A 26,327-nucleotide genomic window follows, 5' to 3' on the forward strand; every position below is an offset into this window, starting at 1 on the left:
CGGATCCCGGCCGAGCCGTGCGCTCCCGCACGCGTTTGCCGTCGATCCGCGCCCGACCTGATACGGGCCCGCCCTCGCCCATGCGGAAGGATCTCCAAAACCGTGGCTGACGCACCGACCATCCGGATTCCCGACGACATCAAGCCCGCCGACGGGCGGTTCGGCTGCGGGCCGTCCAAGGTCCGTCCGGCGGCGGTCTCCGCCCTCGCCGACGTGGCGACCAGCTACCTGGGCACCTCGCACCGGCAGAAGACGGTCCGCGACCAGGTCGCGCGGCTGCGCCGGGGCATCGCCGAGTTCTTCTCCCTGCCGGACGGCTACGAGGTCGTCCTCGGCAACGGCGGCACCACCGCGTTCTGGGAGGTCGCCACGTTCGGCCTGATCCGGGACCGGGCCCAGTTCGCGAGCTTCGGGGAGTTCGGCGCCAAGTTCGCCAAGGCCGTCAAGGACGCGCCGTTCCTCGGCGAGCCGACGATCCGCAAGTCGGAGGCGGGCACGGCACCGACGCTGGTGGCCGAGGCCGGGGTCGACGTCTACGCCACCCCGCACAACGAGACCTCGACCGGCGTCGCCGTGCCGATCAGCCGGGTGCCGGGCGCGGACCAGGGTTCGCTGCTCCTGGTGGACGCCACCTCCGGCGCCGGCGGCCTGGAGGTCAACGTCGGCGAGACCGACGTCTACTACTTCGCCCCGCAGAAGTGCTTCGGCTCCGACGGCGGCCTCTGGCTCGCCCTGATGTCGCCGGCCGCGCTGAACCGGGCCGCCGAGATCAAGGCGTCCGGCCGCTACATCCCGGCCTTCCTCGACCTGGTCACCGCGATCGACAACTCGCGGCTGGAGCAGACGTACAACACCCCCGCGCTGGCCACGATCTTCCTGGCCGCGGAGCAGACCGACTGGATGAACTCGCAGGGCGGCCTGGCGTGGGCGGCCAAGCGCACGGCGGAGAGCGCCAGCATCGTGTACGGCTGGGCGGAGCGCTCGGCGGTGGCCACCCCGTTCGTCACCGATCCGGCGCTGCGGTCCACCGTGGTCGCGACGGTCGACTTCGCGGACGAGGTGGACGCCACCGCGATCGCGAAGGCGCTGCGCGCCAACGGCATCGTGGACACCGAGCCCTACCGGAAGCTGGGCCGCAACCAGCTGCGGATCGCACTCTTCCCGGCCGTCGAGCCGGCCGACGTCGAGGCGCTGACCGCGTCGATCGACTACGTCGTCGAGCGGCTCTGACGATCGTCACGGTGGGTGGCCAGCGAGGCCGCCCCGGCCACCCACCGTGATCATCACCGCAGCTCAGTCACGACATGCGGGTGTCGCATCCCCCACCTCTGGGCAGATGAGCGTACGGTGGTGCGAGACGCCCGGGTGGCCGACCTGTGGCGTGCGGCCAGCGAAGCGGGACGGAGGCAACGCTATGCGCCCAGTACGCTTCGTCGCCCTCTCCGAGGACGGCCAGGCCCTGGTGCTCGCCGACGAGGTGGGGCGTCTGCTCGCCCTGCCCCTCGACGAGCGCGTCGCCACCGCGTTGCACGCCGAGCCCGGCGCCCCCCCGCTCGCGGTCGCCCCGGCTCCCGCCGCCGAGCCGACGCCCTCCCTGTCGCCGCGCGACATCCAGGCGCGGATCCGCTCGGGTGAGTCCGCTGAGGACGTGGCCCGCATCGCCGGCGTCCCGGTCGACCGGGTGCTGCGCTACGCCGGTCCGGTGCTCCAGGAGCGGGCGATGCTCGCGCAGCACGCCCGCCGCACGCGTCTCAAGGGCGCGGAGAAGCCCACGCCGCTCGCCGAGGTGGTCAACGGTCGCCTGGCCCAGCACGGGATCGACACCGAGAAGATCTCGTGGGACGCGTGGCGTCGCGACGACGGCACCTGGCGGATCGTGGCCACCTGGCCGTCCGGCAAGGCCACCGCGCAGGCCGTCTGGGATCTGGACAAGACCCGGCAGTCCGTCACGCCGCACGACGACATGGCACAGTACCTGTGCGCCGAGCGTCCCACGCCGATCCTCGGCCAGGAGCCGGCGCCCGAGCGTGGCGGCCACGCGCTGCCCGGCCCGTCCCGCGGCGAGCCCGGCCGGGGCGGGCACGGCCTGCCGGCACCGGCCGAGCACGCGCGCCCGGGCCGCGACCCGATCCGCGCCGGCCGCGACGCCCTGCTCGCCTCCCTCGACCGGCCGCTGGGCGGGACCGGCCGCGGTCTCGAACCGCGTACCCCGGCCGCCCTGGCCGGGTCGGACGCGCCGCGGCAGCGCCCGGTCGGCGGTGGGGCGGCGGCCCTGCTCGGCGGCGGTCCCGGTTCCGCCTTCGACGACGACTCGGACGCGCCGAAGGAGGTCCCGGCCGTCCCGTCGCTGGCCGTGCTGCGGCCGCGCCGGACGGGCGCGTCGGCGGTCGCCGGTGGCGAGTCGACCGACACCGGAAAGCCGCGCAAGCGGCTCCCGAGCTGGGACGACGTGCTCTTCGGCAGCGGCCCGGCGGCCCGCGAGTCCTCCTAGGACCGGCGGCGACGTCCCTGGTCGGCCAGGGACGTCGCCGGCAGGCGCTGCCTCCCGGTTCAGCTCCGGCGGCGGGCGGCGGACCGGCGGCGGCCGTGGCAGGGTTGGCCCATGGAGTACACGAACCTGGGTCGCACCGGCCTGTCGGTCAGCCGTCTCTGCCTCGGCACGATGAACTTCGGCCCGCAGACAGGCGAGCCGGACAGTTTCGCCATCATGGACCGCGCCCTGGAGCACGGGATCAACTTCTTCGACACCGCCAACGTGTACGGCTGGAAGCTCGGCGAGGGGGTCACCGAGCACATCATCGGCCGCTGGCTGGCGCAGGGCGGCGGCCGGCGGGACAAGGTCGTGCTCGCCACCAAGGTGTACGGCAAGATGGGCGACTGGCCCAACGAGCAGGGTCTCTCCGCCCGGCACATCATCCGGGCCTGTGAGGACTCGCTGCGCCGGCTGCAGACCGACACCATCGACCTCTACCAGATGCACCACATCTCCCGGTCCACCCCGTGGGAGGAGATCTGGCAGGCGATGGAGACCCTGGTCGCCCAGGGCAAGGTGGTCTACGTCGGGTCGTCCAACTTCGCCGGATGGCACATCTCGGTGGCGCAGGAGGCGGCCGGCCGCCGCAACTTCCTCGGTCTCGTCGCGGAGCAGTGCATCTACAACCTGCTCACCCGGCACGTCGAGTTGGAGGTCGTCCCGGCCGCGCAGCACCACGGCCTCGGCATCATCCCGTGGTCGCCGCTGCACGGCGGGCTCCTCGCGGGCGTGCTACGCAAGATGGCCGAGGGCGGGGCGGCCCGCGGCACCACCGGCCGCGCCGCCGACGCGCTCGCCGAGCACCGGCCGACCATCGAGGCGTACGAGAAGCTCTGCGCCGACCTGGGGCACGACCCGGCGGATGTGGCCCTCGGCTGGCTGCTCACCCGGCCCGGGGTGACCGCCCCGATCATCGGGCCGCGCACCGTCGAGCAGCTCGACCGGTCTCTCGGCGCCCTCGACGTGGCACTCGACGACGCCACGCTGACCCGGCTCGACGAGCTGTTCCCGCCGGTCGGCAACGGCGGCCCCGGCCCGGAGGCCTGGGCCTGGTGACGCGGGACGGACGGGTGACGCGGACGGACCGCCCCGGTCAGAGCGGCCAGGCGGCGACGCGGTCGTAGGTCGGGCGGGGGCCCGGGTGGCTGCGCATCAGCACCAGTTCGCTGGCCGGCCACTCCGGGCCCTCGTACGCGTGCAGGGTCTCGACGTCGGCCGCCACGTCGGCTTCGGGCACCCGGTCGCCGGGGCGGGCGATCGTCAGGTGCGGGCGGAACGGCTTCTCGTCGTACGGCAGGCGGTTGTTGCGCAGGCGGGACCGGATGAGCCGGGACAGCACGGTCAGCGCCTCGACGTCGCCGAGCAGGTCCACCCAGAGCACCGTGAAGCGGCCCCGCCCGAACGTCCCGCCGCCGCCGAGCCGGAGTCGGGGCGGGACCTCCCGCCCGTCCCGGGACCACTCGGCGGCCAGCCCGAGCGCGCTCTCCACCGCGGTCAGCCGGTCCGCCTCCACCTCACCGAGGAAGGCGAGCGTGACGTGCTTGTGGGCGGGATCGGCGAGGCGGACGTTTATCCCGCCGGCGGCCGCCGCACCGACGCGCAGGCGGGTGACCTGTGCGCTGAGGTGCTCCACGGCGGCGGGCGGCGGGTAGACGGCGGCGAAGAGCCTCAAGCCCGGCCTCTCAGCGGTGGCGCTGGTGGTGCTCGGCCCGGGCGGCGGGGAGGATCAGCCCGGCCCGGTGCAGGACGCCTTCGACCCGTACCCGTTCGATTTCCCGGTCGACCCCGGTCAGCTCGTCGAGGTGTTCGACGACGCCGAGGGCCGCGCAGGCCCGCCGCAGCCGCTCGTCGTACGCCTGGAGCACCGCGCCGTGCCAGACCGCGGACCGTCCGCTCGCGCCGATCCGCTGGCCGCCGAGGCGCCGGAGGTCGGCGGCGAGCTGCTCCAGCGGGCGCCGGTCCGGCCGGTCGAACCCGCTCAGGTCCAGGTCGCGGGTGAGCGCGTCGGCCTCGACCGCCCGATCCAGCCGGGCGATGGTGCGCCTTTCCCGCCGCCGCTCCCGCCATTCCGCGAGGCCGCATGCCAGCCGGTCGACCAGCTCGTCGGCGCAGAATAACAGCGCGATCACCACGGGCAGGCACACCACCGCGCCGACCATCAGGGTCAGCAACAGTGCGCGTCCCAGCTCCACGAACCGACGCTAAGCCGCCCGGTGCCGCCCCGCCACCGGATTGGCCGCATCCGCGGCGTTAAGAAGGGACCCTTCCACTACCGGAGGCGTTAACAGGGGGCCCTTACAGCCGCTCGGTGACGTAGAAGCGGGGCATCGGGAGGATCCGGAACCGCAGCCGGGCCCCGGAGCGGCGCAGCTGCCAGGCGAGCGACAGCAGAGCGGTGACGAGTGAGACGAGGCCGCCGATCCAGATGCTCGCGCCGGCGCCGTACGTCTCGGCGAGCCAGCCGATGACCGGCGCGCCGACCGGGTTGGTGCCGAGGAACACCAGCACCCAGAGCGCCATGACCCGGCCCCGGAAGGCGGCGTCGGTGCCGAGCTGGATGCGCTGGTTGCACGCCTGCGCGAAGAAGACCATGAAGAACCCGGTCGGCAGGAGCAGCGCCACCACCAGCCAGTACGTGGACGCCAGCCCGACCAGCGTGCCGAAGGAGGAGCAGGCGATGGCGGCACCCAGCACCAGCCACACGGACGGCCGGCTGCGCCGCCCGGTGCCGGCCAGCGCCCCGATCAGCGCTCCCACGGCGAGGGCGCTGCTGAACAGGCCGAACGACGCGGCGCCGGTGTTGAAGACGGTCTTGGCCAGCGCGGCGAGGGTGAGCTGGAAGTTGAACATCGAGGTGGCGATCACCAGGATCATCACCATCGGCAGGAGCAGGTCGGGTCGGCCCCAGACGTAGCGCAACCCGTCGACGACCTTGGCCGACGCCCGCTCCTCGCGGGGCGGCAGCGCCTCGCGGTGCAGCTCGGCCGGTCGCATCCGGACCACGTTCACCAGCGGGGCGATCGAGCTGAGGGCGGTGACCAGGAAGACCGGCCCGACGTCGAAGGCGGCGATGGCGAGGCCGGCGAGGGCCGGGCCGACGATCCGCGCGGCGTTGAACGTCGCCGCGTTGAGGGAGAGGGCGTTCGGCAGCAGCGGGGTACCGACCAGCTCCGACACGAAGGCCTGCCGGACCGGGGTCTCCACGGCGTTGGCGACGCCGAGCAGGGCGGCGAAGGCGAAGACGTGCCAGAGCTCCACCAGCCCCGTGATGACCAGCAGGCTCATGGCCAGCGCCAGCACCGTCCAGAACGCGTTGGCGACGAAGAGCAGCATGCGCTTGTCGTACCGGTCGGCGAGCCGTCCGGAGATCAGCGTGAGCAGCAGGACGGGGGTGAACTGGAGGGCGGTGACGACGCCGAGGGCGGTGGCCGAGTTGTCGGAGAGCTCGAGGACGAGCCAGTCCTGGGCGATGAACATCATCCAGACGCCGATCAGCTTGATCAGTTGCCCGGATGCGAAGAGCCGGTAGTTACGGACCTGCAGGGACTGGAACATCGTGCTCAGCTTCGACTGCACTCTAGGTGCGCCTCCCTCGCGTACGCGTCATCACCGTCGGACGGCGCGGTCGCGGGTGGCTCGAAGCCTCAGGCGCGGGCGAGCTGGTGCAGGATCTCCGCCGCCTGGCGCAGCGTGTCCTGTTCCTCCTCGCTCAGTTCGGCCAGCCGGTGGGCCAGCCACTCGTCCCGGGCACGCTCGAACTGGTCGAGCACCGCCCGGCCCCCCTCGGTCGCTGCGAGGATCACCTGCCGGCCGTCGGTCGGGTGGGGTGTGCGCTGCACGAGGCCACGCTCCTCCAGCTTCGCGACGATCTTGGTCATCGTCGGCGGCTGGACCCGTTCGACATCGGCCAGTTCCCGGGGCGTCAGCGCGCCCGCCAGCCGGAGGCTGGTGAGCGCGGAGAGCTGGGTGACCGTGAGGTCGCCGACCGGCCGGGCCTGCCGGACCCGTCGGTTGAGCCGGGTGATCGCATCACGCAACTGAACCGCCAGTTGCGCCGGTGGCATGCTCTTCGCCGTCACCGTCCGCTCCGTCACGATAGTTAGCCTAACTAATGAGCCTGGCTAACGACATGCGATATGACCAGGCTCACGGGGAGGTTTGCCCTGCTCCGGGCCGGGAGTCCGATGTGGAGCACCCGGCCCGGAACGGGACGTCACTGCAGCACGGACTCGATGGGCCCGCGCAGGAAGTACAGCACGAACAGAGCGGCGACGCCGTAGAGCAACGGGTGGATCTCCCGCGCCTTGCCCTTCGCGAGCTTCACCACCACGTACGTGATCAGGCCGGCGCCGATCCCGTTGGAGATCGAGTACGTGAACGGCATCAGCACGATCGTGAGGAACGCCGGGATCGCGATCTCGTAGTCCGTCCAGTCGATCGTCCGGACCGCCGTCATCATCAGGAAGCCGACCACGACGAGCGCGGTCGACGCCGCCTCGAACGGCACGACCACCACCAGCGGCGCCAGGAACATCGCCAGCAGGAACAGCACGCCGGTGACCAGGTTGGCCACGCCGGTCCGGGCACCCTCCGCGACACCGGCGGCGCTCTCGATGTACGACGTGTTGCTGGACACGCTCGCCGCGCCACCGCTGGCCGCGGCGATCGAGTCGACCAGCAGGATCTCCCGCGCCCGCGGCGGGGTGCCCCGCTCGTCGAGCATGCTCCCCTCCTGGCCGACCGCGACCATCGTGCCCATCGTGTCGAAGAAGTCGGTGATCAGCAGGGTGAAGACGAACATCAGCACGACCAGCCAGCCGGCGCGGCTCCACGAGTCGAGCACGTTGAAGTTGCCGAGCAGCGACAGGTCCGGCACGTCGACGATCGTGCTCGGCAGCTCCGGCACGTTCAGCGACCAGCCCTTGGGGTTCGACACACCGTCGACGAAGGACGGGCCGATGTTCCCCAGCGCCTCGACGATCATCGCCAGCGCGGTCGAGGCGAGGATGCCGATGAGGATCGCGCCCTTGACCCGGCGCACCACCAGCACCAGGGTCACCAGCAGACCCACCACGAACACCAGCATCGGCCAGCTGACCAGCTTGCCGCCGATGCCCAGGCCGACCGGGACGGTGGTGTTCGCCTCGTCCGGGATCCGCCGCACGAAGCCCGCGTCGACCAGGCCGATGATGGTCAGGAAGAGGCCGATGCCGACGCCGATCGCGGTCTTCATCTGCGTGGGCACCGAGCGGAACACCGCCGTACGCAGACCGGTGAGCACCAGCACCGCGATGATCAGACCCTCGATCACCACCAAGCCCATCGCGTCCGCCCAGGTCATCTCCGGTGCGATCTCGTACGCGACCAGCGCGTTGACGCCGAGGCCGGCGGCGAGCGCCAGCGGGAACCGGCCGACCACGCCCATCAGGATCGTCATCAGGCCGGCGATCAGGGCGGTCGCCGCGGCGAGGGCGGGGATCGGCAGCTTCTGGCCGTCACCGTCGACGGCGGAGCCGAGGATGAGCGGGTTGAGCACCACGATGTACGCCATCGTGAAGAAGGTGGCCAGGCCACCGCGGACCTCGCGGCTCATCGTCGAGCCACGGGCGGAGATCTCGAAGTAGCGGTCGAAACCGTTCCGCGGCTCTGCGGACGGTGTGCCGTTGTCGGGCGGGGCTACTGCCATCGGGTCCTCGCAGGTGATCTTCCGTTGTCGCGCCGCATCGTCCCAGATCACCGGCCGGGCGGGAAAGTTCATCCCGTACGCTTGCCGCGTGCCGAAGGAGCAGCCACCGCGGCCCGAGCCGCTCGACCCGCCGATGGTGCCGTTCGCCCTCGCCGGGATGGCCGCCTGGGCGGTCGCCGGGGTCGTGCTGCTGCTCTTCCGCGACCGGCTGATCGATAACGGGCACGAGAACTGGCTGTGGACCTGCCTGGCCGGTTTTCTGTGGGGGTTCCCCGGTCTCGCCGTGATGATGCGGCACGACGCGAACCGTCGCCGCCGCCGCGCCGGCCGCTGATCAGCAGCGGCGGGTCACCTTACGGGTGCCCGTACGGCTCGGCCGGCTCGGCGGCCTCCACCGACCCGTGCGCCCGGCTGACCGAGACGGCCTCGACCGCGCTGTCGTCGTAGACGGTCGGCATCTCCTCGACCGGCGTCTCCGGGGTCTCGACGAGGATCTCCGAGTGGGCGCCGCAGCCGTGGTCGGAGCTGACCACCCGGCCGTCGTCCGGCGCGTAGAAGTTGCCGCAGGCGCCGAAGGCCTGCCGCATGGCGCCGGCCAGCGGCAGGTAGAAGCCGCAGGTGCCGCAGCGGGCGGCGGCGGGGGCCGCGGTGGAGATCGGCGCGGCGGGCCCGTGGTCGCTGTCGTACCACCGCTGGGCGGCCTCACCGCGCCCCTCCCGGGACAGCACCCGCGCCCGGCCGAGGCCCAGCTCCCACGCGGTCTCCTCGACCGCCGGGTCGTCGGAGAGCAGGTAACCGGGCTGGAGGCGCTCGTCCTCCGGCGGGGTGGGCAGCAGGTCCCCGGGGCCGAGGTCGCCCGGCTTCAGGCGCTCCTGCCAGGGCAGCCAGCCGGGAGCGAGCAGCGCGTCCGGGCCGGGCAGCAGCACGGTCTCGCAGATGGTCACGGTCCGGCTCCGGGGCACCCGGGTGACGGTGACCGCCCAGCGCCAGCCGCGGTAGCCGGCCAACCGGCACTCGAAGTAGTGCGTGACGAGGCGGTCGCCGTCCGCGACGGCCTGGATGTGGTCGCCGACGTCCGATGGGTCGACCTCGGTGATGGCGTCGCGCGCCAACTCGACGGCGGCGGCGCAGACCTGGTCGAGGCGGGCGGCACGAGCGGAGGCGGGCCTGGTCACCCCACCATTGTTCCCCATGCGGACGGCTGCCTGACAGGCACTCCCCGGAACCATCTGCGGCGGTGGTGGCGCGTACGCCGGGCGGATGGGCGAGGATGGTGCTCATGCCGTTGTTCTCCCGGTCCGAGCGTTCCGTCCTCGGGCGGACCGTCGGCACGGGCATCAAGGCCGTCCGTCTGCTGTTCCGCGGCTCGGTCAGCAGCAGCCGCTGGGTGACCCGCTCGGCGGGGCGCGCCCGGGCGCGGGGTGCCGGCGGCGAGGTCGGCATGGTCCGCCTGTTCGACCTGCACGCGATCTCCTGCGCCGGGGACACGCTCATCGCGATCGGCCTCGCCGGGACGATCTTCTTCAACGTCCCGCTCGGCGAGGCACGCAGCAAGGTCGCGCTCTACCTGCTGGTGACGATGGTGCCGTTCGCCATGCTGGCGCCGGTGGTCGGCCCGCTGCTCGACCACTTCCGGCACGGTCGCCGGTACGCGCTGGCCGCCACCATGCTCGGGCGGGCCTTCCTGGCCTGGCTGATCTCCGACTACATCCACGGCTTCGGCCTCTATCCGGCGGCCTTCGGCGTCCTGGCACTCTCCCGCGCGTACGGGGTGGCCCGCTCGGCCGCCGTGCCGCGGCTGCTCCCGGAGGGCATCGGGCTGTCCCAGGCCGGGGCCCGGGCCAGCGTCTACGGCACGGTCGCCGGGGCCCTGGTCGCCCCGATCGGCCTGGCCGCCTTCTGGTTCGGGCCGCAGTGGCCGCTACGGGTCGCCTCGGTGATCTTCCTGGTCGGCATGGTCATCTCGCTGCGCCTGCCACCGAAGGCGGATTCGGAGCCGCCGGAGCGGGTGCCGCGCCCGCTGCGGGCGCTGGGGCGGCGTACCGGGGATCGGCCGTTGGGCCGGGGCCGTCCGCACGGCCGGCTCGTGATCGCCACCCTCGTCGGCGCCGCCACCTTGCGCGCCGTCTACGGCTTCCTCCTGCTCTTCCTCGCCTTCGCGATCAAGGCCGGTGACCTCACCACCACCTTCTTCGGCCGGACCCTCAGCGACGAGGCGGCCCTGGGCCTGGTCGGCGGCGCCCTGGCGGTCGGCAGCTTCCTCGCCACCGCGATCGGCACCCGGCTGCGCATCCACCGGCCGACGGCACTCCAGTCCAGCGGGATGGTCGTGGTCGCCGGCGTGGCCGTCCTCGCCGCGCTGAAGTTCTCGCTCCCGATGGTCGCGCTGCTCTGCCTGGTCGCCGCCCTGATGAGCGGCATCGCGAAACTCGCGGTCGACGCGTCGATCCAGGAACGCATCCCGGAGCGGCTGCGGGCCAGTTCGTTCGCCCACTCGGAGACCGTCCTGATGCTCGCGTTCGTGGCCGGCGGCGGCCTGGGGCTCGTCCCGTTCGACGGTCGGCTCGGCATCGCGGTCGCCGCGGGCGTGGCGGCGCTCGCCACCGCGCGCGGCGTCGTGGTCGCGGGCCGGCTGCGCGCCGAGAAGCTGGCCGGCCGGCCGCTCGCCGACGACGAGCTCACCGAGGACGAGTCGGCCCCCGACGAGCCCGGGCACCTGGGCCGCACCGTCGAGGACGCCACCCCCACCTCCCCCGCTCCCACCCGGAGCGGGCCGGTGGACGACGACGGTCTGGCCCCACCGGGCTACCACATCTACCGCCCGTCGTCGGCGGTCGCCGGCCCGGGCGGCACCGACGAGGAGACCCGCCGGGAGCCCCGGGGGCCGCTCACGTGACGCGTCTGCTGGTGGTCACCGCGGTGCCCGCGGAGGCCGACGCGGTCCGGGCCGGCCTCGCCGCGGTTCTCTCCACCCCGCCCGCCGGGTCGGGCCCGGGCACCGCGGGTGCCCCGGATCAGGTTCCGACCGTGGCGTCGGTCGGTGTCGGTCCGGCGGTCGCGGCTGCCGCCACGGCCCGGCTGCTGGCACTGGCGGAGGCCGCCGGGCAGCCGTACGCGGCGGTCGTCAGCGCCGGCGTCGCGGGCGGCTTCCCCGGCAAGGTCGCGGTCGGCGGTGCGGTCGTCGGCACCAGCGCGATCGCCGCCGACCTGGGCGCCGATTCCCCGGCGGGTTTCATCCCGGTCGACCAGCTCGGCATGCCGGCGGAGCTGCTCGGCGGCGGCACCACCGTCACCGCCGACCCGGCGCTGGTGGCCGCCCTCCGGACCGCCCTCCCGGCCGCCGCCGTGGGCCCGGTGCTGACCGTCAGCACGGTCACCGGCACCGCCGCCAGCACCGACGCGCTACGCCGCCGGCATCCCGACGCCGTGGCCGAGGCCATGGAGGGGTACGGGGTTGCCGTCGCCGCCGCGCACACCGACCTGCCCTTCGTGGAGCTGCGTACGGTCTCCAACCCGGTCGGCCCGCGCGACCGCGACGCCTGGCGCCTGCGCGAGGCGCTCGCCGCCCTCACCGAGGCCGCCCCGGCCCTCCTGGCCCTGGCCGCTCAGTAGGCAACGGGCGGGCGATCCAACCGCAACGTCCACGCTCGCCTCTCGGCCCGGTACCCACAGGCGAACAGCAGACGGGACTCGGCAACGTCGGCGAGCGCCCACGACGTCCTGACTCCCGCCCGGTCCATCTCCTCCACGAGGCGCTCGACCAGGCGCCGGCCCACGCCCAGGCGCCGGTACCAGGCGGCTACCAGCACCCCATCCAGCACGACTTCCCGCTCGCCACGCGGCTCGTCACCGTTACGGAGGTGCGGGCTGCGCTCGTGGGCGCGTAGTTCACCGATCAGCTCGCCGTCCGGCAGTTCGGCGACGAACCGCCACGAGGTCTCCGGCAGCCCGGCACCGGTCACGCGCCGCACCCGGAAGGTCCGGCGGATCTCCTCGGCCCGCCGACGTTGGTCCCGGTATTGGCGGTTCACCTCGTACGCGAACGCCGGAACCTTGAGCGGGTACCGCTCCGGCGGCAGCCGGTACCACTCCGCCCACCAGGCACCCGGCCAGTCTCTCGGCTCGCGGACCTCCCAGGCGTCAAGGTGCGCCGGGTAGCGACGCCCCGCCTCGTCCGTCCACTCGTCGTGCGGCACCGGCGGTGGAGGCACCACATGCGCCGCGGAGCCCGGCAGCCCTGCGACCACCACGCCGCCGGCCGCCCGCACCAACCGCTCCACCGTCCGGAACCGTGGATTCGTCGTACGCTCCGCCTCGATGCGCGCCAGGGTCGCCTGCGGCACGCCGGACTTCTCCGCCAGCTCCCGCTGGCTCAGATCTGCCGCGCGACGAAGCGCTCGGAGCAGGGCACCGAGTTTCACCACATCCGTCGACCCACCGCCTGGCCCGCCACCATCTGGCCCGCCACCATCTGGCCCGCCACCATCTGGCCCGCCACCGCCTGGCCCGCCGCCACCTGGCAGCTCGTTCCCCGTCGATCCGTCCACGACCTCATGCTCCCCACGTATCCCCAGCTGTTTCAACAGGCACCCGCTGCTTGTGGAAAACCTGTGGAAAACCGGGCCGACCTGCCAGCGATACGCGGTCTGGCGTCCTTTGGAGCTGATTCGTTCACGTCATCGCGCCGCCCGGTCCAGGCTGGCGTGGTCCGACCTGCGGAAGCCGGCGATTCTGCCGCCTGCTTGTCCGGCGACCCGACCGCACCTCCGAGCCGAAGCCCCCCGCCCCGGCCCCACCCCCGGCCCGGCCCCGGCCCCGGCCCCGGCCCCGGCTCCACCCTCGGCCCCACCCCCACCCTCGGCCTCGGCCTCGGCCCCGGCACCGGCACCGGCACCGGCACCGGCGAACGCGATCGCACCCCAAGCCGAAGCCCTCCGGGGCGGAGCCGTCCCCCGCACTGGCTCCGGTGACGCCACCCCGCCCCGAGGCGAAGCCGCCCCCCGTCCCGGCTCTGGCGACCCGCCACGTCGCCGCCGCCCAGGTGGCCGCGGCCGCCGCCGACGGACGCGAGTGTGACCCCTGATGCATCCACGACATCAGCTCCAAAGGACGCCAGACCGCGTCTCGCTACCCGGCGGCTCGACGCCACCTGGCGAGCTACTGGACCCGCTCGCCGACCGGCTCTACATCCGCTGCAAGCCGGGGACAGGCAGCGACGAATCTCTCCGCCGAGCACCGGCACCGGCAGCACCGGCAGCACCGGCAGCACCGGCAGCACCGGCAGCACCGGCCAGGATGCGGGCCGGGGGCGGGGCTACGGTGGGGGCGTGGCGCTCTCGCTGGCGATCTCGCCCTGCCCCAACGACACGTTCGTCTTCCACGCTCTCGTGCACGGGCAGGTGCCGGGGGCACCGCCGGTCGAGGTGACCTACGCGGACGTGGACGTCACCAACACCGCCGCCGAACGCGGGGCGTTCGACCTGGTCAAGGTGAGCTACGCGGCGCTGCCGTGGCTGCTCGACGACTACCACCTGCTGCCCTGCGGCGGCGCGCTCGGCCGGGGCTGCGGCCCGCTGGTGCTGACCCGACCCGACCGCGCCCCCGCCAGCCGAGCCGCCCGCGCCAGCCACGCCAGCCTCGCGGACCTGACCGGCGCCACGGTGGCCGTGCCGGGGGACCGGACCACGGCGTACCTGCTGTTCCGGCTGTGGTCGGCCGGCCGGCCGCCGGCCCGGATCGAGGTGGTGCCGTTCCACGAGATCATGCCGGGGGTCGCGGCCGGACGGTACGACGCCGGCCTGGTGATCCACGAGGCGCGGTTCACCTATCCGCGACACGGTCTGACCGCCCTGGTCGACCTCGGTGAGTGGTGGGAGGCCGACACCGGCCTCCCGATCCCGCTCGGCGCGATCCTGGCCCGGCGCGGCACGGTGGACCCGGCGGCCGCCGCGGAGTGGATCCGGGAGTCGGTCCGCCGGGCCTGGGCGGACCCGGCGGCCAGCCGGGAGTACGTGCTGACGCACGCGCAGGAGATGGAGCCCGACGTGGTGGACCGGCACATCGGCCTCTACGTCAACGAGTTCACCGCCGACCTGGGTGAGGCCGGGTTCGCCGCCGTCGAGGCGCTGCTCGGCCGGGCCGCCGACGCCGGGCTGGTGCCTCAGACCTCCAGCTCGCGGGCGACCGCGTGGACCAGCTGAGCGATCTTCTGCGCGGTCTTCCGGTCCGGGAAGCGGCCCCGGCGCAGGTCCGGCTGGACCTTCGCCTCGAGCACCTTGATCATGTCTTCGACGAGGCCGTGCAGCTCCTCGGCCGGCCGGCGGCGCAGCTCCGCCACCGAGGGCGGGGCCTCCAGCAGCTTGACCCCCATCGCCTGGGCGCCCCGACGGCTGTCGACCACACTGAAGTCGATCCGCTGACCGCCCTTGAGGTCGGTGACACCCGCCGGTAGCGCGGCCTTGGGCAGGAACACGTCGCCACCCTCGTCACTGGTGACGAACCCGTATCCCTTGGTCGCGTCGTACCACTTCACTCGGCCCGTCGGCACCTGAGAACCTCTGCTTCGCTCAAGACGTCTACTGCCTCAAGGCTAGCCGGATCATGCGGTCCAGCGCCGCCGGGAATCCGGTGAGATCATCCAGTACCAGATCGGCGCCGGCCGCACGCAGCTCGTCGGCGGTGCAGGGACCGGTGGCCACCGCGATCCCGGGCACCCCGGCGGTCCGGGCGGCCACCATGTCCGCCACGTGGTCGCCGACGTAGTGGGTGGCGCCGTGCTCCCGCAGGGCGGTCGCCTTCTCCTCGGCGAACAGGTCACCGGCCACCTCGTCGACCAGCAGGCCCAGGTGGTCCAGATGCAGCCGGGCCAGGCGGCCCAGCTTCGACGTGACGACGAGCACCCGACCCCCGCGGGCGCGGACCGCCTCGATCGCCGCCCGCGCGCCGGGCAGCGGGACGGTCGGTGTGATCGCGTACGCCGGGTAGAGCTCGCGGTAGGTGCGGACCGCGTCCTCGACCTGCTCCGGCGGGAACCACCGGGCGATCTCGGTCCGCAGCGGCGGCCCGAGCCGGGACACGGCCGCGTCGGCGTCCACGTGCACGCCGGTCCGGGCGGTCAGCGCCCGGTACGCGGCGGCGATCCCGGGGCGGGAGTCGACCAGGGTCATGTCGAGGTCGAAACCGACCGTCGGCGGCGAAGGCATGCCGAAGACCGTACCCGTCCCCGCCGGGCGAGCCGGACGTCCGGCGGGCGGGAGGGCCTCCGGCCGGGCTAGCGTGGAACGACGATGAGCACCTCACTCGCCGACCACCTGCGCGCGCTGCCCGACGAGTCACTCGCGGCCCTGCTCCAGCAGCGGCCCGACCTCGTCGTGCCCGTGCCGGCCGACATCGCCGCGCTCGCCATCCGCGCCCAGTCCCGGGTGTCGGTGGCCCGCGCCCTGGACGGCCTGGACCAGTTCACGCTCCAGATCCTGGACGCCGCCCGCCTCACCCGGGAGCCGTCGGACGGCACCACCAGCGTCGACGCCGTACTCGCCATGGCGACCGCCGGGGCGCAGCCGCCCGCCCCGGCCACCGTACGGGCGGCGGTGGAGCGGCTCCGGTCCCTCCTGCTGCTGTACGGCCCCGACGACCGGCTCCACCTGGTCGGTGGCGTCGACGAGATCTCCCCGTACCCGGCGGGGCTGGGCCGGCCGGCCGCGGAGCTGGACCTGCGGACGGCGGCGCTCTGCGCGGACCCGGCGAAGCTGCGGCGCACGCTGCTGGCGGCACCGCCCTCGGCGCGGGCGATCCTGGACCGGCTGGCCGCCGGACCGCCGGTCGGGAGCGTGCCGCCGGGCGCCCTGCAGGCCCCACCGGTCGGCGCGGAGGACGACCTGCCGCCCGACCTGACGAACGGCGGGGCGCCGACCGGCTCACCGGTGCGCTGGCTGGTCGACCACCGGCTGCTGGTGCCCGTCACGACCGGCCGGAGCGGCGGGCCCGGCACGGTGGAGCTGCCCCGGGAGATCGGGCTGCTGCTGCGCCGGGACACCGGCCCGCTCGGCCCGCTGCGCACCAGCCCGCCGCCGGTGTCGGCCGCGCCCCGCGAGCCCAAGGCCGTCGACTCGGCCGGGGCCGGGCAGACCATGGAGGTGGTACGCCAGACGGAGTCGCTGCTCGAACAGCTCGCCGCCGAGCCCGCCCCGGTCCTGCGCTCCGGTGGCCTCGGTGTCCGCGACCTGCGCCGGTTGGCTCGTGCCGTCGGGCTGGACGAGTCGACGGCCGCCCTGCTGCTGGAGGCGTCGTACGCGGCGGGGCTGACCGGCGAGCTGGAGCTGCCCGGGGCGGTGACCACCCGGCACGGCGCCGACCAGCAGGTGGTGCCGAGCGCCGGGTTCGAGGTGTGGCGGGCCGGGTCGTTGGCCCAGCGGTGGGAGCAGCTGGCCCGGGCGTGGCTGACGATGACCCGGCAGCCGGGGCTGGTCGGTCAACGCGACGACCGGGACCGGCCGATCACGGTGCTCTCCCCGGAGGCGGAGCGGGCCGGGGCGCCAACCGTCCGGCGGGCGGTGCTCCAGGTCCTCGCGGATCTGGAGCCGGCCACCGCGCCCACCCCGGAGGAGGTGTTGGCCCTGCTCGACTGGCGGGCGCCGCGGCGCAGCCGGGGACGGGAGGCGGCGCACCGGGAGGTGCTGGCCGAGGCGGCCGCGCTGGGCGTGACCGGGCTGGGGGCGCTCACCTCGTACGGGCGGCTGCTGCTCGCCGACGTGACGTCGGGCGACGAGCGGGGCGCGGACGACCCGCTGGGGCTGCGGGCCGACGCCGAGGGCGAGCCGTCCACAGCGGTCCGCGCCCTGGACGCGCTGCTGCCCGCCCCCGTCGACCACTTCCTCGTCCAGGCCGACCTGACTGTCGTGGTGCCCGGTCCGCCCGACCCGACGCTCGCGGCGGAACTCGACGTGGTGGCCGAGCACGAGTCGGCCGGCGGCGCCAGCGTGCACCGGGTCACCCCGGCGAGCGTGCGCCGGGCGCTGGACGCCGGTTACTCCGCCGACGACCTGCACGGGCTGTTCCGGCGGCGCTCCCGCACCCCGGTGCCGCAGGGGCTCACGTACCTGGTGGACGACATCGCCCGCCGGCACGGCGGCCTGCGGGTGGGCTCGGCGGGGGCGTACGTGCGCAGCGACGACGAGGCGCTGCTCACCGAGGTGGTGGCGGACCGGCGGCTGGAGGCGTTGGCGCTGCGCCGGCTCGCGCCGACCGTGCTGGCCACCCCGTACCAGGTGGGCCGGATGCTCACGATGTTGCGTGAGGCGGGGTACGCGCCGGTGCCGGAGGACGCCACCGGGGCGGCGGTGCTCACCCGGCCCAAGGCTCGCCGGGCTCCGGCGCGCGTGTCGGTCGCCGCGCGGACCGTCGACCCGCTCACCGCCCCGAAGTTGCCGATGCCCCGCCTGCTCGGCGTGGTCGAGCAGATCCGGCGTGGCGACGCCGCCGCCCGGGCGGCCCGGCGGGCACCGGCGGTGGTGCGCGGTCAGGTCCCCACCGGCCCGGTGCCGGTGCACAGCCACAGCGACGCGCTGGCGGTCCTGCAGCAGGCGGTACGGGACAAGGCGCTGGTCTGGGTGGGGTACGTCGACGCGCACGGGGCGACCGCGTCGCGGCTGGTGCGGCCCGTGTCGATCGGGGCGGGCTACCTGCGGGCCGAGGACGAGCGGACGGAGATGCTGCACACGTTCGCCCTGCACCGGATCACGGCGGCGGTCTTGGAGGACTGACCGCGGCCGGGCGCGGGGCGGCGTCGGGTCAGCGCCGGCCGCGGCGGACCGTGCCGACGACCGCGATCAGCAGGAGCAGGCCGAACGCCGTGCCGGCGGTCTCACCGACCGAGGCGACGAAGCCCTGGCGCTGCACCAGCCAGCCGAAGAGAAACCAGCCGAAGAGAAGCACCCCGGCGGCCGCGTACGCGACCACGGTGGCGGTGGTGACGGCGGTGGGTGACTCGGTCGGCTCGGCCCGCTGTTCACGGATCGCATCCCGCTCAACCGTCATTGCGCCTCCCCGCGTGTCCCACCCTGCCGTCCAGCGTGACACCGCCGGAGCGGAAGCGACAGGGGTTATGTCCCCGGCCGCACGGGGTGTGCGATCAGTCGCCGGCGATCCGGCGGTCCCTGCGGTATCGCTGACGCGAGAGCAGGTATGCCGACACGGGCGTGAAATAGGACTTGAGGAGGGACGACAGGAGCCAGTACATGCGTACGATCGTGTAGACCAGTTCGGGAATGATCAGGGCCTCGACCAGCATCGCCTTCCAGCCGAGGTTGCGTACCATCACCGCGGGGTAGATGACCCAGAACGCGAACAGCAACCAGAAGATGGGCTGTTGCGCGAAGCCGTTCGCGACGGCGGCGGCCAGTTGGGTGGCCCCCCAGCCGATGAGGTACACGACGCCCAGCAACCCGAGGATCATCGTCGCGATCGAGTGCCAGGTGAACTTGGTCCAGCCACGGGCGCGCAGGGCATCCACAGTGCCGCGAACCCAGCGCTGACGTTTGCTGCAGCAGCTCACGAAGCGTGGGCATGAGATCGGTGTAGGCGATGCACAGCTGGTTCGCGGTCACCTTCCAGCCGCATTCCTTGAGCGTCAGCGTCGTCTCGTAGTCCTCGACGAGGTTGCGGTGGTCCTCCCAGAACACCGCGCCGCGCTTGTCGATGACCGATTGCAGCGCCACGCCCCGGTAGAACGACCCGGCTCCCGACATGGTGCCAGGGGTTGCGCCACAGCCCGGTGCGGCCCAGACAGACGGCGCTGACGCCGCCGATCTTGGGATCCGCGGTGATGACGTTGCGGGCCCGTTCGATGAACTTGTGGTGCAGTTCCGTGTCGGCGTCCATCACCAGGACGTGCTGCACCGGGTCCAGCCGCCCGCCCACCCGCTTGCTCAACCAGGCGAGGCCGTAGTTGAGCGCGCGCCGTTGACGGCTTCTACAAGAACGGAATCAACTACATCAACACGACAAGCCGCCAGTAGGGGACGGGCCAGCCCGACCTGGCTCGGCGATCCCCGATCCGTCCTCGCGTGTCACCCGGAACGGCTGCCGACCAGCACCACGCGGCTGCCGACCCGGCCCAGCTCCCAGTAGCGGACGGCGTCGGAGTGCAGCAGGTTGACGCATCCGTGCGAGCCGATCGACCCGTCGTGCAGGTAGGTCGTGGTCTCGTGGAAGCCCATGCCGCGGGTGAAGTGCTGCCAGTACGGCAGCCACACCTCGTACGGGTTGGACCACTCCTTCACGTTGCGGCGGTCGATGGTGAACGTGCCGGCCGGGGTGCGGAAGCCGGCCATGCCGGTGCGGGTCACCGTCGGCTTGACGATCACTCGGCCGTCGCGCTTCACCCACGTGGTCTGCCGGGTCAGGTCGACGCAGAAGGTGAGCCCGGGGCGGTCGCCGCACACGTCGGTGTCGGTGGTGGCGAGCCGCTTCGCCACGTCGTACGTGGTGGGGCCGGCCCGGCCGTGGGCGGGGCGGATGTCGTACCTGCGCTGGAACCGTTTGATGGCGGCGCAGTCGGCGGCGGACTGGCGGCCGTCCACGGTCACCGTGCCGAAGCCGCCCAGCCGGGTGAGGTACGTCTCGACCTGGCGCTGGTGCTCGCCCTGCGGGCAGCCGGCGGGTGACGGCGAACCGCTCGGCCGGGGTGCGGTGCGGCTGGGTTTCGGCTCGGCGGTCGGGCTCGACCGGGTGGTCGTCGGCGACGACGTCGCCGGTGCGGGCCGGTCCGGCCCGGGCGTGCCGCTCGCCCCCGTTGACTGCTCCGCCGCTCCGACCGGCACGGGCCCTCCGCCCCCACCGCCCTCGGCCTGCGGATCGAACGCGCACGCACCGGCGCCGACCAGCGTGACAACCGCCACGGCGAGGAGCCGGGTGGCGAGCCGGGTCCTGATCATGGCGCCTCCCCTGGGACGGTCGTCTGCCCTACAGACGTACGGCATGGGCGCAACGGTTGCACCCGGTGCACGTTTTCCTGACGTCCGGTGAGCGCGTGCAACACTGGATGGTCGGCCCGCGGCAGGTCACGTCCGCACCCGGCGGCCGACGACCCGAGATCGAGGAGAGGCGCTTCCCGTGAGTGGTGGACCCCTGATCGTGCAGTCGGACAAGACCCTGCTGCTGGAGATCGACCACCCCGACGCGCAGGCCTGCCGGATGGCGATCGCCCCGTTCGCCGAGCTGGAGCGCTCCCCCGAGCACGTGCACACGTACCGGCTGACGCCGCTGGGCCTGTGGAACGCGCGGGCCGCCGGCCACGACGCCGAGGCCGTGGTCGACGCGCTGATCAAGTACAGCCGCTACCCGGTGCCGCACGCGCTGCTGGTCGACGTGGCGGAGACGATGGACCGGTACGGCCGGCTCCAGCTCGCCAACGACCCGGCCCACGGTCTGGTCCTGCGGGCGCTGGACCGGGTGGTCCTGGTCGAGGTCGCCAAGAGCAAGAAGCTCGCCGGCATGCTCGGCAACAAGATCGACGACGACACGATCGCCGTGCACCCGTCCGAGCGGGGCCGGCTCAAGCAGGCGCTGCTCAAGCTGGGCTGGCCGGCGGAGGACCTGGCCGGTTACGTCGACGGCGAGGCCCACCCGATCGAGCTGGCGGAGGCCGGCAAGGACGGCCGGAAGCCGTGGACGCTGCGGTCGTACCAGCGGGAGGCGGTGGAGGCGTTCTGGGCCGGCGGTTCGGGCGTCGTGGTGCTGCCCTGCGGGGCGGGCAAGACGCTGGTCGGCGCGGCGGCGATGGCCGAGGCGAAGGCGACCACGCTGATCCTGGTCACCAACACGGTCGCCGGGCGGCAGTGGAAGCGGGAGCTGATCGCCCGCACGTCGCTGACCGAGGAGGAGATCGGCGAGTACTCGGGTGAGCGCAAGGAGATCCGCCCGGTCACCATCGCCACGTACCAGGTGCTCACCTCGCGGCGCGGCGGCGCGTTCACCCACCTGGACCTGTTCGGGGCCCGCGACTGGGGCCTGGTCGTCTACGACGAGGTGCACCTGCTGCCCGCGCCGATCTTCCGCTTCACGGCGGACCTCCAGGCCCGCCGCCGGCTGGGCCTCACGGCGACTCTGGTACGCGAGGACGGCCGGGAGGGCGACGTGTTCAGCCTGATCGGCCCCAAGCGGTACGACGCGCCGTGGAAGGACATCGAGGCGCAGGGCTGGATCGCCCCGGCCGAGTGCACCGAGGTGCGGGTGACGCTGACCGACGCGGAGCGGATGGCGTACGCGACCGCGGAGGCCGAGGAGCGCTACCGGATGGCGGCGACGGCGCGCACGAAGCTACCGGTGGTTCGCGCGCTGGTGGAGCGGCACCCGGGCGAGCAGACGCTGGTGATCGGCGCGTACATCGACCAGCTGCACCAGCTCGGCGAGTACCTGGACGCGCCGATCGTGCAGGGGTCGACCACGAACAAGGAGCGCGAGCGGCTGTTCGACGCCTTCCGGTCGGGTGAGCTGCGCACCCTGGTCATCTCGAAGGTCGGGAACTTCTCCATCGACCTGCCGGAGGCGGCGGTGGCGATCCAGGTGTCCGGCACCTTCGGGTCACGGCAGGAGGAGGCGCAGCGCCTCGGCCGGGTGCTCCGCCCGAAGGCCGACGGCCGGCAGGCGCACTTCTACACGGTGGTCGCCCGGGACACGATCGACACCGAGTACGCGGCGCACCGGCAGCGCTTCCTCGCCGAGCAGGGGTACGCGTACACCATCGTCGACGCCGACGACGTCCTCGGCCCGAAACTGCCATCGGTCGACTGACCAGGATCGACCAACTCGACTTACCGGAAGTCGGGCCGTTCGAGCTGGTCGGACACCCCGACTTCCGGGAAGCCGAGTCGATCACTGTGCGGGAGCAATAGACCGCCGGTCCGAGCGTTTCTCGCGGTCGCTTTGGAGCTGATGTCGTGAATGACTCAGTCGTCAGCGCATTCCCGATTCGGCAACGAACTGCAGCACGGGCGCCTCTGCATGCATAATGAATGCATGGTTGCTATCCAGATCCGCGACGTGCCGGAGGAAGTGCGGGATGCCTTGGCAGCCCAGGCAAAGGCGCGCGGACAGTCACTTCAGGCGTACCTGTTGGAGTTGGTGGAGACGCAGGCTCGACGTCTCCGCAACACGGCGGCCCTTGATCGCTTCGGCGGCCGCTCGGACGGTGCGCGTTCCCTGCCTGGAGAGAGTGCCGCTGAGCTGACCGAGCAGCGGGAGCAGCGGGGGCCGTGGGGAGATGCGGCGTGATCGTGGTTGACGCGTCAGCACTTGCCGACGCTCTCGTCGACGACGGCCCCATCGGCGACGCGGCGCGGGCGGCGCTGACCGGAGATCCGCACTGGGCTGCCCCCGCCCACCTCCTGGTCGAGGTCATGTCCGTGATCAGGGGCAAGGTGCTCGGCAACAAGCTCGGCCTTGCCCGGGCGCAGGAAGCGATCGATACACTCCCGTCGCTGGTCATCGACGAGGTCAGCACCTCGATGCTGCTCGATCGGATGTGGCAATTGCGCGGCAACCTGTCGGCCTACGACGCGGCGTATGTCGCGGTTGCGGAACTGATGGCCTGCCCACTCGTGACCGGTGATGGTCACCTCGCCAAAGCCAGCGGCGTCCGTTGTGAGATCCAGCTGACCGCGGCCTAACCTCGATGCCGGCGACGTGGCGGCATCCGGGTAGCTCCGAAACCCCGATGCCCCCGGCATGGAGTTGATCAGGTGGGCAGGACCGGCGCCAGCAGGTCCAACAGGGCGTCGTGGTGGCGGCCGGTACTGAGCAGCGCGGTTCCGTCCCCGGCGAGCAGCGGGCGACCGCGAAGATCGGTCGCCCTCCCGCCGGCCTCCTGGACGATCAGCGGTAGCGGTGCGAGGTCTTCGTACCCCATTTCCGGGCCGGCGATCACGATCGCATCCACCAGTCCGGTGAGCAGACCCCCGATCCCGCCCAGATGACCGGTGATCCGCGTACGACGATGCAGCGCGAGTAACACGTCAGCGGGCCAGCCGGCCGGGTTGACCAGCTCCACTCGGGCGGCGGCCAGGTCCGGGGTATCCCGCAGCACCGGCTCCAGATCCCTGCCGTCGGTGCGGACACGGCAACCGCAGCCGCGCGCCGCGTAGATCAACTGCCGGGCGACGGGCTGGTTGATGACGGCGAGAGCGGGGCCATGCTCGTCCTCAAGGGCAAGGTTGGTGCCGAAGACGGGGATGCGGTACGCGAAGTACTTCGTGCCGTCGATTGGGTCGATGATCCATCGCCGGCCGGAGCTGCCAACCGTGTCACCGGTCTCCTCGCCGTACACGCCGTCAGCCGGAAACCGCTCCGCCAGCTCGGTACGGATCAGCGCCTCGACGGCAACGTCGGCATCGGTGACCTCGGTTCCGTCCGCCTTGAGCGTCATCGCGAAGTCAGCCGCGAAGAACCGCTCGGCGGCCAGTCTCCCTGCTCGCTCGGCCAGCCCGACCGCGAAGTCCAGCAGCTCTCGATCGGGCGGGGGCGCGTTGATTCCCGGGCCCACCCTCGTCGACCGAGTCAGCGCTGCCTCGAATCCGCGACGAAGACGCCGCGCCCCGGTCGGCCGACCAACACACCCTGCCCCCGCAGCCTCGCCACCGCACGGTGGATGGTCGACACCGACACGTCGTAGTGGTCAGACAGCTCCTGTGTGGATGGAATCTGCGACCCGGGCTGAAACTCGCCCACCTCGATCCGCCTCAGCAGATCCTCGATCAACTCGTCCATGGTCGGCGGAATCGGCACGTGAAGGCCCCTTGCAGTCGGTTGGCCCTCCCAGTATCGAGCACCAGGTGAAAGAGCGGCAACAACTGAAAGAGGTGCAGCAGGCAGGCAGGCGCTAGCCAGATTCGACAGGTAAGAGAGCGTTGACAGAGGTGAGAGGTATCGGTAGCGTCGCTCTCGGTGATGCGGTTCCGCTGCGGTCGGTTGGCGCCTCTCGTACCGGTCTCGCATCGCCGCCGAGACCTCACCCTCCGCGCTCCCCCGGCGCGGCCCTGCCGTCGTACCGCCGATCGAGGCTGCGGTGGCAGGGCGGGGCGGTCTCCGCCGTCCCGACCGGCGGAGACCGCCCCCTCCACTCTGGCCCGATCCGAGAAAGGGCGGTCACCCGTGCGCAACCTGATCCGCCGGCTGACGGGCCGGCGCGAGGAACCACGTCCGGCGGAAGTCCGCCCACCCCAGCGACTACGGCCCTGGCAGATCCGCGAGCGGTGCTTCAACGTACGCCGGCGCGGCCTGGACCCGGTCGAGATCCGCGCCTTCCTGCACCAGGTGGCCGACGAACTCACCGCCGCGCAGACCGCCCTGGTCGCGGTGCAGAAGGAGAACGTACGGATCAAGAACGCGCTGCGCGCGTGGCAGAGCGCCCAGTCGGCCAACCACCGCCACCGATGACCGACCGTTGGGTGATCCACCTGCCGGTCACCGCGCCCGATCTGCACCGCGCGCGGATCTTCGCCCGTACCGCCGCCCGGGTGCTGGCCCGGCTCAGCGCCCGCGTCGAGCCGGGTGGGGTGACCGTGTCGGCCGAGGACCAGCAGTGCGTACGCCACTGGGTCTTCTGCGACCGGCCACTGCCCGGCGGCGCGCGGTGTGCGCTGCCAGCCGACCACACCGCGCCCTGCTCGCGGCGCGCGCCACGGCCCGACCACCGGTGACGGTGGCCGACGTCCGCAGACACGAACGGGGTTGACGAGCCGCGGCCCGCCAACCCCGATACGTGCCGGTCAGTTCTTGGTGCCACCCGAGCGGAACGCCACCCAGGCGTCGCTCATCCGGTCCGCCTGGCCCGGGGTGAACATGTTCATGCAGGAGTCCTGCGTGTAGTCCATGAAGTTGTGGATCGGGTCCAGCCCGGGTGCGGCGCAGGTGTCCGCGCCGACCGGGCAGTTGAACTGCGGGTGCGCCTCGCGCGGCGTGTCCGCCACGAAGTCGCCGGAGGCGGAGCAGCCGTGCGCGAAGGTGTGCTCCAGCATCAGCCAGTGCCCCACCTCGTGGGTCAGCGTGTCGCCCAGGGCGTACTTGCCGGCCGTGCCGTCCGGCATCGACTCGTCCAGGATCACGACGCCGTCGATGTAGTCCCGGCCGTTGTTGTAGCCCTTCGGGAAGTACGCCCAGCCGAGGAGGCCGCCGCCGATGTTCGCCGCGTACACGTTGAGGGTGCGGGCGTCACCCGTGTACAGCGCCTTCTTCATGTCCCGCTCGTTCTTGCCGGGCACGACCGTGTACCAGTCGCTGTTCACCACCCAGTTCGTGTCGACGAGGTCGAACCGGAACGGCGTGTCGGAGGCGTCCGGCGCCGTGCTGCCCGAGAAGGAGTCGTTGAGCACCTCCATCTGGTCCGCGATCATGGTGTTCCAACGCGCCGTCTCAGTTGCGGTGAGCGGGTGGTCGGAGATCATGTGGAAGACCGTGGGGACGGTGACGCTGCCGTTGGCCAGCCGCGGCGAGTCCTTGATCACGCCGTAGGCGTTCGCCTCGTTCTTCGAGTACAGCTCCGGCTCTTTGACGGTGGCGCCCTCGGCAACCCGCGCCGCGCTGTGGCCGTGGTCATCCGGCTCGCAGGCCTCGACACCCGGGGAGGCGGTCGTCGGCGCTGCCGAGGCCACCGCGCCGGAGGCGCCGCCGCCCGCCAGGAACGTGACGGCGGTGGCGGCGAGGACCGCCGCTCGGAAAGTTGGTCTCCTGTGCATCGTTGCACCTTTCAGGGGATGGAACCGGTGCGGACCGACGCGGGGTTGCCATGACCAGGTCGATGACGTCGTCGTTCCGGTATGAGAACACGCGGTTGCCGTCCGGCAACAGACCCTGAGCAGACGAAACGCCGGACCGGACGCTGCCGGGGAGCAGCCCGGCCGCGCATGGCCGCCGCCTCCCGGGGTACGCGAGCGGAGATACCGGAATCGACATCTCCGATCTGGCGTACGCGGGAGGAGAGCATCCGATGAAGGACAGACTCATCAAGGGGCTGAAGAAGAGCACGGGTGCACTCATGGTGCGCCGCCGGCGCAGGGATGCCCTGGTCGCCAAGCCGAGCCGCTCCAAGCGGCCGGGCCGGCTCTTCCAGTGAGC

General features: G+C 72.7%; 29 protein-coding genes. 14 read left to right on the plus strand and 15 right to left on the minus strand.

Going from position 1 to position 26,327, the window contains the following annotated elements; genetic code table 11:
* The first annotated feature begins 102 nt into the window (after nt 1-102).
* From serC to GKC29_RS01930, 3 genes are all read left to right on the plus strand, one after another.
* Nucleotides 103-1,230, plus strand: coding sequence for a phosphoserine transaminase (serC, locus tag GKC29_RS01920; RefSeq protein WP_155329182.1), 1,128 nt, complete (start codon nt 103-105; stop codon nt 1,228-1,230).
* 184 nt (nt 1,231-1,414) lie between these two features.
* Nucleotides 1,415-2,491 (plus strand): septation protein SepH, encoded by a 1,077-nt coding sequence (gene sepH, locus GKC29_RS01925; protein ID WP_155329183.1) that lies wholly within the window; start codon nt 1,415-1,417, stop codon nt 2,489-2,491.
* A gap of 111 nt (nt 2,492-2,602) precedes the next feature.
* On the plus strand, nt 2,603-3,589 hold the full coding sequence (locus GKC29_RS01930) for an aldo/keto reductase (RefSeq protein ID WP_155329184.1): 987 nt from the start codon (nt 2,603-2,605) through the stop codon (nt 3,587-3,589).
* 37 nt (nt 3,590-3,626) lie between these two features.
* Here the strand turns inward: GKC29_RS01930 and thpR are convergent, their stop codons facing one another.
* The 5 genes from thpR to GKC29_RS01955 form a co-directional block, all read right to left on the minus strand.
* Nucleotides 3,627-4,205, minus strand: coding sequence for an RNA 2',3'-cyclic phosphodiesterase (thpR, locus tag GKC29_RS01935; RefSeq protein ID WP_155329185.1), 579 nt, complete (start codon nt 4,203-4,205; stop codon nt 3,627-3,629).
* A gap of 10 nt (nt 4,206-4,215) precedes the next feature.
* Nucleotides 4,216-4,725, minus strand: coding sequence for a hypothetical protein (locus GKC29_RS01940; protein WP_155329186.1), 510 nt, complete (start codon nt 4,723-4,725; stop codon nt 4,216-4,218).
* 103 nt (nt 4,726-4,828) lie between these two features.
* Entirely contained in the window at nt 4,829-6,109 is a 1,281-nt protein-coding gene (locus tag GKC29_RS01945; protein WP_155329187.1) for an MFS transporter, read from the minus strand.
* Between the two features lie 68 nt (nt 6,110-6,177).
* The gene (locus GKC29_RS01950) at nt 6,178-6,627 is read right to left on the minus strand and encodes a MarR family winged helix-turn-helix transcriptional regulator (RefSeq protein WP_196255786.1); all 450 of its coding nucleotides are present in this window, start codon (nt 6,625-6,627) and stop codon (nt 6,178-6,180) included.
* 119 nt (nt 6,628-6,746) lie between these two features.
* Complete coding sequence (locus tag GKC29_RS01955) at nt 6,747-8,219, minus strand: NCS2 family permease (RefSeq protein ID WP_155333937.1); 1,473 nt, start codon at nt 8,217-8,219, stop codon at nt 6,747-6,749.
* 88 nt (nt 8,220-8,307) lie between these two features.
* On the opposite strand from GKC29_RS01955, the gene GKC29_RS01960 reads away from it, so the two are divergent.
* A complete protein-coding gene (locus GKC29_RS01960; RefSeq protein WP_155329188.1) occupies nt 8,308-8,553 on the plus strand; it encodes a DUF2530 domain-containing protein in 246 nt (81 codons plus the stop codon).
* A gap of 19 nt (nt 8,554-8,572) precedes the next feature.
* Here the strand turns inward: GKC29_RS01960 and GKC29_RS01965 are convergent, their stop codons facing one another.
* Entirely contained in the window at nt 8,573-9,412 is an 840-nt protein-coding gene (locus tag GKC29_RS01965) for a DUF3027 domain-containing protein (RefSeq protein WP_155329189.1), read from the minus strand.
* A gap of 86 nt (nt 9,413-9,498) precedes the next feature.
* On the opposite strand from GKC29_RS01965, the gene GKC29_RS01970 reads away from it, so the two are divergent.
* Both GKC29_RS01970 and GKC29_RS01975 read left to right on the plus strand, forming a co-directional pair.
* On the plus strand, nt 9,499-11,115 hold the full coding sequence (locus tag GKC29_RS01970; protein ID WP_155329190.1) for an MFS transporter: 1,617 nt from the start codon (nt 9,499-9,501) through the stop codon (nt 11,113-11,115).
* Entirely contained in the window at nt 11,112-11,831 is a 720-nt protein-coding gene (locus tag GKC29_RS01975) for a futalosine hydrolase (protein ID WP_155329191.1), read from the plus strand. The genes GKC29_RS01970 and GKC29_RS01975 overlap by 4 nt, the downstream gene beginning before the upstream one ends.
* On the opposite strand, the gene GKC29_RS01980 is transcribed toward GKC29_RS01975, so the two are convergent.
* Nucleotides 11,825-12,643 (minus strand): GNAT family N-acetyltransferase, encoded by an 819-nt coding sequence (locus GKC29_RS01980; protein ID WP_155329192.1) that lies wholly within the window; start codon nt 12,641-12,643, stop codon nt 11,825-11,827. The genes GKC29_RS01975 and GKC29_RS01980 overlap by 7 nt on opposite strands.
* Nucleotides 12,644-13,546: 903 nt before the next feature.
* On the opposite strand from GKC29_RS01980, the gene GKC29_RS01985 reads away from it, so the two are divergent.
* Nucleotides 13,547-14,419, plus strand: coding sequence for a 1,4-dihydroxy-6-naphthoate synthase (locus GKC29_RS01985; protein ID WP_155329193.1), 873 nt, complete (start codon nt 13,547-13,549; stop codon nt 14,417-14,419).
* On the opposite strand, the gene GKC29_RS01990 is transcribed toward GKC29_RS01985, so the two are convergent.
* Together GKC29_RS01990 and GKC29_RS01995 are read right to left on the minus strand one after the other, a co-directional pair.
* Nucleotides 14,380-14,766 carry a cold-shock protein gene (locus tag GKC29_RS01990; RefSeq protein WP_155329194.1) on the minus strand — a complete coding sequence of 129 codons (387 nt, stop codon included), beginning with the start codon at nt 14,764-14,766 and terminating at the stop codon, nt 14,380-14,382. The genes GKC29_RS01985 and GKC29_RS01990 overlap by 40 nt on opposite strands.
* Nucleotides 14,767-14,794: 28 nt before the next feature.
* Complete coding sequence (locus GKC29_RS01995) at nt 14,795-15,421, minus strand: HAD family hydrolase (RefSeq protein WP_155329195.1); 627 nt, start codon at nt 15,419-15,421, stop codon at nt 14,795-14,797.
* A gap of 84 nt (nt 15,422-15,505) precedes the next feature.
* Between GKC29_RS01995 and GKC29_RS02000 the strand changes: the two genes are divergently transcribed.
* Nucleotides 15,506-17,980 carry a helicase-associated domain-containing protein gene (locus GKC29_RS02000; RefSeq protein ID WP_155329196.1) on the plus strand — a complete coding sequence of 825 codons (2,475 nt, stop codon included), beginning with the start codon at nt 15,506-15,508 and terminating at the stop codon, nt 17,978-17,980.
* Between the two features lie 28 nt (nt 17,981-18,008).
* On the opposite strand, the gene GKC29_RS02005 is transcribed toward GKC29_RS02000, so the two are convergent.
* The 3 genes from GKC29_RS02005 to GKC29_RS02015 all read right to left on the minus strand — a co-directional run bounded on the left by GKC29_RS02005 (nt 18,009) and on the right by GKC29_RS02015 (nt 20,152).
* Nucleotides 18,009-18,254: a hypothetical protein gene (locus tag GKC29_RS02005; RefSeq protein WP_155329197.1), complete on the minus strand. Its 246-nt coding sequence runs from the start codon at nt 18,252-18,254 to the stop codon at nt 18,009-18,011.
* A gap of 94 nt (nt 18,255-18,348) precedes the next feature.
* Nucleotides 18,349-18,729 (minus strand): hypothetical protein, encoded by a 381-nt coding sequence (locus tag GKC29_RS02010; RefSeq protein WP_155329198.1) that lies wholly within the window; start codon nt 18,727-18,729, stop codon nt 18,349-18,351.
* 556 nt (nt 18,730-19,285) lie between these two features.
* A complete protein-coding gene (locus GKC29_RS02015; RefSeq protein WP_155329199.1) occupies nt 19,286-20,152 on the minus strand; it encodes a L,D-transpeptidase family protein in 867 nt (288 codons plus the stop codon).
* Nucleotides 20,153-20,330: 178 nt separating this feature from the next.
* Here GKC29_RS02015 and GKC29_RS02020 point away from each other — a divergent pair, with 178 nt between their 5' ends.
* From GKC29_RS02020 to GKC29_RS02030, 3 genes are all read left to right on the plus strand, one after another.
* On the plus strand, nt 20,331-22,010 hold the full coding sequence (locus GKC29_RS02020; RefSeq protein WP_155329200.1) for a DNA repair helicase XPB: 1,680 nt from the start codon (nt 20,331-20,333) through the stop codon (nt 22,008-22,010).
* Between the two features lie 225 nt (nt 22,011-22,235).
* Nucleotides 22,236-22,490: a hypothetical protein gene (locus tag GKC29_RS02025; protein ID WP_155329201.1), complete on the plus strand. Its 255-nt coding sequence runs from the start codon at nt 22,236-22,238 to the stop codon at nt 22,488-22,490.
* Nucleotides 22,472-22,885: a type II toxin-antitoxin system VapC family toxin gene (locus GKC29_RS02030; protein ID WP_155329202.1), complete on the plus strand. Its 414-nt coding sequence runs from the start codon at nt 22,472-22,474 to the stop codon at nt 22,883-22,885. Before GKC29_RS02025 ends, GKC29_RS02030 begins: the two co-directional genes overlap by 19 nt.
* A gap of 68 nt (nt 22,886-22,953) precedes the next feature.
* Here the strand turns inward: GKC29_RS02030 and GKC29_RS02035 are convergent, their stop codons facing one another.
* Both GKC29_RS02035 and GKC29_RS02040 read right to left on the minus strand, forming a co-directional pair.
* On the minus strand, nt 22,954-23,757 hold the full coding sequence (locus GKC29_RS02035) for an inositol monophosphatase family protein (protein WP_230688886.1): 804 nt from the start codon (nt 23,755-23,757) through the stop codon (nt 22,954-22,956).
* 14 nt (nt 23,758-23,771) lie between these two features.
* Nucleotides 23,772-23,999: a winged helix-turn-helix domain-containing protein gene (locus tag GKC29_RS02040; RefSeq protein WP_196255787.1), complete on the minus strand. Its 228-nt coding sequence runs from the start codon at nt 23,997-23,999 to the stop codon at nt 23,772-23,774.
* 366 nt (nt 24,000-24,365) lie between these two features.
* On the opposite strand from GKC29_RS02040, the gene GKC29_RS02045 reads away from it, so the two are divergent.
* Nucleotides 24,366-24,650, plus strand: coding sequence for a DivIVA domain-containing protein (locus GKC29_RS02045; RefSeq protein WP_370463297.1), 285 nt, complete (start codon nt 24,366-24,368; stop codon nt 24,648-24,650).
* The gene (locus GKC29_RS02050) at nt 24,647-24,913 is read left to right on the plus strand and encodes a hypothetical protein (RefSeq protein ID WP_155329203.1); all 267 of its coding nucleotides are present in this window, start codon (nt 24,647-24,649) and stop codon (nt 24,911-24,913) included. The genes GKC29_RS02045 and GKC29_RS02050 overlap by 4 nt, the downstream gene beginning before the upstream one ends.
* A 69-nt stretch (nt 24,914-24,982) precedes the next feature.
* Here the strand turns inward: GKC29_RS02050 and GKC29_RS02055 are convergent, their stop codons facing one another.
* Nucleotides 24,983-25,948, minus strand: coding sequence for a zinc metalloprotease (locus GKC29_RS02055; RefSeq protein ID WP_155329204.1), 966 nt, complete (start codon nt 25,946-25,948; stop codon nt 24,983-24,985).
* A gap of 251 nt (nt 25,949-26,199) precedes the next feature.
* Between GKC29_RS02055 and GKC29_RS30255 the strand changes: the two genes are divergently transcribed.
* On the plus strand, nt 26,200-26,325 hold the full coding sequence (locus GKC29_RS30255) for a hypothetical protein (RefSeq protein ID WP_255456152.1): 126 nt from the start codon (nt 26,200-26,202) through the stop codon (nt 26,323-26,325).
* The last annotated feature ends 2 nt before the right edge of the window (nt 26,326-26,327 follow it).

The organism is Micromonospora sp. WMMC415, assembly GCF_009707425.1.
In the GTDB taxonomy this organism is placed as follows: Bacteria; Actinomycetota; Actinomycetes; order Mycobacteriales; family Micromonosporaceae; genus Micromonospora.